The 3,574-nt window shown below is 54.2% G+C and carries 3 protein-coding genes, 1 tRNA gene and 1 pseudogene; 2 read left to right on the top strand and 3 right to left on the bottom strand.

Features of this window, described 5'->3' with window-relative positions:
• Positions 1 to 218: 218 nt before the first annotated feature.
• Positions 219 to 295, bottom strand: a tRNA-Ile gene (locus ACTG39_RS14080).
• A gap of 114 nt (positions 296 to 409) precedes the next feature.
• Here ACTG39_RS14080 and ACTG39_RS14075 point away from each other — a divergent pair.
• Positions 410 to 1,951, top strand: coding sequence for a M20/M25/M40 family metallo-hydrolase (locus ACTG39_RS14075; protein WP_439108193.1), 1,542 nt, complete (start codon positions 410 to 412; stop codon positions 1,949 to 1,951).
• Positions 1,952 to 1,979: 28 nt separating this feature from the next.
• Here ACTG39_RS14075 and ACTG39_RS14070 read toward each other — a convergent pair whose 3' ends face one another.
• Positions 1,980 to 2,510 carry an MOSC domain-containing protein gene (locus tag ACTG39_RS14070; protein WP_439108192.1) on the bottom strand — a complete coding sequence of 177 codons (531 nt, stop codon included), beginning with the start codon at positions 2,508 to 2,510 and terminating at the stop codon, positions 1,980 to 1,982.
• A 103-nt stretch (positions 2,511 to 2,613) separates the two neighbouring features.
• Between ACTG39_RS14070 and ACTG39_RS14065 the strand changes: the two genes are divergently transcribed.
• Complete coding sequence (locus ACTG39_RS14065) at positions 2,614 to 3,363, top strand: class I SAM-dependent methyltransferase (protein ID WP_439108191.1); 750 nt, start codon at positions 2,614 to 2,616, stop codon at positions 3,361 to 3,363.
• Positions 3,364 to 3,372: 9 nt separating this feature from the next.
• On the opposite strand, the pseudogene ACTG39_RS14060 reads toward ACTG39_RS14065, so the two are convergent.
• Positions 3,373 to 3,574 (bottom strand): annotated as a pseudogene (locus ACTG39_RS14060) (hypothetical protein); the annotation flags it as partial.

The raw sequence follows: 3,574 nt of genomic DNA, 5'->3' as shown, positions 1-3,574 counted from the left end.
ATGTCAGACTCGACCTTTCTCGCCCAGGCTTGAGCATCAGATCGTTTTTGGAAAGTTCGAGCTTGGTTGGGGAATCCTTGCTTACGAATAACTGCCTTGGTTTTGGTGCCGACGCGAACAAATGTAGCCACAACTGTTACCTCTACTGTACCTGTTAATGTGTAAGGGACAGGCAGCAAAGATATATATGTGTAAACTATTGATTTAATTGATTTAAATGGTGGGCCCAGTAGGACTTGAACCTACGACCAATCGATTATGAGTCGACTGCTCTAACCAACTGAGCTATGGGCCCGAGGGGGCAGCGATTATAGGGTTTCTTTGACCATCTCTCCAGAGCTATTGCGCGCGAGGAGCCGGCTTTTCTTGCAGTGTATTATTGAGGCTTATCCAATGGGGAAACTTCGATATGAAAGCTTCACTTCGCACACTCGTCCGCGGGCTATTACTAGCGACTACGCTGCTCTCACTGGAGGCGAAGACCTCAGAGACGCCTTTACCCGATGCCAAGGCCCTGGACGTTCTGGCAGAGGAGTATGCCCACTCTTCTTTTCCATTACTTCGAGAAATTCTCAGCATTCCTAATGACGCGAACAATCCTGATGATGTTGAGGCTAACGTAGTTTGGACCGAGTCGGCGTTTGCGCAGCGCGGTTTTGATACCCAGCGCATTGCGACTGCTGAGGCTCCACTGTTACTGGCCACTCGCCAACATGCGGCCGCGGAGAAAACAGTACTGATCTATCTGCAGATAGACGGACAACCCGTCGATCCGGGCCGTTGGTTTCAGGCTAGCCCCTATACGCCGGCGCTGAAGCAACGGAACGCCACAGGTGATTGGGAGCAAATCCCCTGGTCGGCAATCGAGAACTACGATGAAGAGATGCGCGTTTTCGCCCGTTCGGCTTCTGATGCAAAGGGCCCCGTAGCGATGTTTCTTGCTTCCCTTGATGCAATGGCCGACATGCGCATGGAGCCAAACTTTAATATCAAGGTCATCATGGATTACGAGGAGGAACTCGGCTCCCCCAATCTTCCTAAAGCAGTAACTGACAATCGAGAGCTGCTGGCTGCGGACATGCTGATTATCTTTGATGGCCCCAGGCACATCACTAACCGTCCCACGCTCACCTTTGGTGCCCGAGGTATCGCTACCATCACGCTCACAACCTACGGACCTGTAGTGCCGCAGCACAGTGGGCACTTTGGCAACTACGCACCCAACCCCGCACTCCGTCTTGCGCAGCTTCTCGCGTCAATGAAGGACAGCGATGGTCGAGTGACTATCCCGGGGTTTTACGATGGCATAAGTATCGACGACGCTACAAAAGAGATACTTCGCGCAGTGCCCGACAACGAGGAGGAGATCAAAGACCGCCTGCAGTTGGGTTCTATAGATAAGGTTGGGAAGAACTATCAAGAAGCGATTCAATACCCATCGCTGAACATCCGGGGTATGCAGTCCGGGTGGATCGACGACAAGGTTCGCACCATTGTGCCCGGTTGGGCGAGGGCAGAGATCGATGTTCGATTGGTGCTCGAGTCTGACCCCGAGCGACTTATCGATCTTGTGAAGCAACACGTAAGCGCGCAGGGTTTTTACGTAACAGATCAAATGCCGGATAAGGCGATGCGCATGGCTCATGCGAAGGTCGCTACATTTACCTACGAGAATTCCTATCAGTCTTTTCGCACGGACTTCGATTCGGATGTGGGCCGTTGGCTGCGCAGCGCGCTTCAGCGGGCCTTTGAAGAAGACCCTATTCAAATCCGCATGAGCGGTGGGTCGATTCCCATCTCGCCGTTTGTGAACACCTTGGGTATTCCCGCAGTAACGGTGCCAACGGTTAATCGTGACAACAATCAGCACAGCCCGAACGAAAACCTCCGCTTGGGTAACTACCGGGATGGCATCAGAACCATGCTGGGAATTCTGACTGAGCCGCTGTAATCCAGACGATCGCTAGCTGCGGGGTTGCTTAGTCCTGCTCGGCAAACATGTCATGAGTTGTCGCGGGGACCTCAACGCGGACTTCATCACCCAGCGTTATGACACCCCCTTTGAGAATCTTGCAGCACAGCCCGCCATGTCCCAGCATCGCGGCCACACCCCCTTTGCCCAAGGCCATCTCCATCCGCGAGCACGGATGGCAGAGTGCGCTGGCTTCAAACAGCGCGTCTCCGATAGCAAAACGCTGATGACGTAAAGCGTGCAGGTTGATACCTGAGACCACCAGGTTTCGGCGAAGAGTGGCGGGATCGATGGCGCCTGTCCCCAGAAAGTGTTCAGTTTGCTCTATAAATTCTCGTGAAATGAGAGTGACCTGTCTGCCTGAGCCGGGTGTCTTGTCCACACGATGGTCGCCGTCTAACCCTCGGCTCGCGATGGCCAGTACCGAGTCAACTTCCGTCAGGGGCGCTTTACGCGCTGAACGCAGCCCGATCCACTCGAGTTTTCCTAGCTTGAGGTGCTTGGCGAAGCGGTCCAGAGGGTTGGTTCTTTTGGTCATGAGGATCAGCTTAACTGATGAGAAGGACGCTCTCTAGATACCAAAAAATGAGCCGATAGCGGCGGCACCTGCGTATTAAAACATTATCTATGAGGTTGCCCCGATGAAGCTTATCAACAGACTCACTTTTCTTGTCTTAGCGTTTGCGACAGCGACGGCGTGCTCCGCGGATCAAGCCGCCGAGGCTGTTGAGAACGAGTTTTACGAGTACAAATCCGGCAGCCGCGATGGGATCGGTAAGTTCTATATGGGGCGGGAAATCTCCCATGTCATGGGTCACCTCGGTGCGGGATGGCTGGAACGGCCCGAGCGAGAGCGGCAGGAACGTACGGACTTGTTGATCGAGCGGCTCGCTATTGATCCCGACGATAACGTGGCGGATATCGGTGCGGGCACGGGATACTTCACCTTCCCCATTGCCGCTCGGGTGCCCGAAGGGCAAGTCTATGCCGTCGATATACAACCCGAGATGCTGACCTTACTGGGTGAGCGTCAGAAGGCGCTGTCGGTAGCAAACGTGAAAGCGGTTCTTGGTAGCGAGACTTCGCCTAACCTTCCCGCAAACACCATTGATCTGACATTTATCGTTGACGCCTATCACGAGTTCTCGTATCCACGAGAAATGGGGGTAGCGCTGGTCGAATCCTTGCGACCGGGGGGAAAGCTGGTACTCATCGAATACCGGAGCGAGGATCCCTCGGTACCCATCAAGACGCTGCATAAGATGAGCGAGGAGCAGGTGCGCCTGGAGATGCAAGCTATTGGCTTGGATTGGGTAACTACCGAGGACTACCTGCCGCAGCAGCATGTGCTTATCTTCGAAAAGCCGGCCTCCAATGAGAAAGCTAACTAGCAGCTCGCCTCACGCCCGCTTTCTCGCCGGCTTAGCCTTCACAGGATTCTTCGGCTTAGCCTTCGCTCGTGTCTTTTGCGCAGCCTTACGCTTAGGTACGGCCTTCGCCTTTGCCTTTGATTTTGCACGGCGCTTAGGTGCCTCGCTCACAACTGTTGCATCCCTCAGCTCCTCAAAGCTTGCCATGAGGCACTGCCGGTAAAAGTCAGGG

Origin of the sequence: Congregibacter sp. (genome assembly GCF_965662665.1) — a bacterium.
Classification (GTDB): domain Bacteria; phylum Pseudomonadota; class Gammaproteobacteria; order Pseudomonadales; family Halieaceae; genus Congregibacter.
The sequence above is the reverse complement of the archived record's forward strand: the minus strand, read 5'-3'. Positions and strand labels throughout refer to the sequence as shown.

Coding starts and splice junctions, on each gene's coding strand:
- ACTG39_RS14070 (WP_439108192.1), bottom strand. CDS start 2,510: ATGACCAAAAGAACCAACCCTCTGGACCGCTTCGCCAAGCACCTCAAG.
- ACTG39_RS14075 (WP_439108193.1), top strand. CDS start 410: ATGAAAGCTTCACTTCGCACACTCGTCCGCGGGCTATTACTAGCGACT.
- ACTG39_RS14065 (WP_439108191.1), top strand. CDS start 2,614: ATGAAGCTTATCAACAGACTCACTTTTCTTGTCTTAGCGTTTGCGACA.